Raw genomic sequence first — 643 nt, 5'->3', positions numbered from 1 at the left:
AAACGACGTCGCAGCCGACTTCGTGTTCCTGCCAGTGAACAGTGGCAATCCCATGGCTATGGTGGAGAATGATGGACACAACGAGCATTGGTCGCTGCTGCTCGTTGATCGCCGCGACCCGGAAAGAGCGGTCGCCTATCACTACGACTCCATCCATCAGCGCGATGGACGGGGATACAATGACGCACCTGCACGAGAGCTCGCAGCAAGACTGGACGCGACCGCCCTGGTGACACCCGAAATGGCCCGGCAGAACAACGGTGTTGATTGCGGCGTCTTCGTGGTGGACGGCACGCGCGCGCTGGTTCAGAGATTGGCGAACCAAGAGTGGCCGGAACGGCAGCGGCCGCTGCACCTCAACAAGCTCGTCGCCGATCGGCAGGCGCTGCAAAACCGACTGAGGGAGGGCCGCTTGCCGCACGAGCTTGCCGCAATCCCCGCGGAAGCCTTGGGAGCAGCCGGGTCGCAGGTGCAACACGCCGTATTCCAAGAGCAGCAAGCCCGACAAGTCGCGCCAGCGCCGTTTGACCAGCACTTGGGCCAGACGCGCGAGGCCCCTAACGAGCTGCCGAGCCCACCTGACGGCAGCAACCGCGTGAACAGCGGGGGCGTCATCATCAACGACGAACATTACACAGCGCTG

At 63.3% G+C, this 643-nt stretch carries 1 protein-coding gene; it reads left to right on the top strand.

Going from position 1 to position 643, the window contains the following annotated elements; translation table 11 throughout:
- Positions 1–643 (top strand): Ulp1 family isopeptidase (locus AC0L3E_RS34595; protein ID WP_473606909.1); only part of this gene is annotated, 643 nt, incomplete at both ends.

This window comes from Mesorhizobium sp. WSM4822, assembly GCF_055811155.1.
The sequence above is the reverse complement of the archived record's forward strand: the minus strand, read 5'-3'. Positions and strand labels throughout refer to the sequence as shown.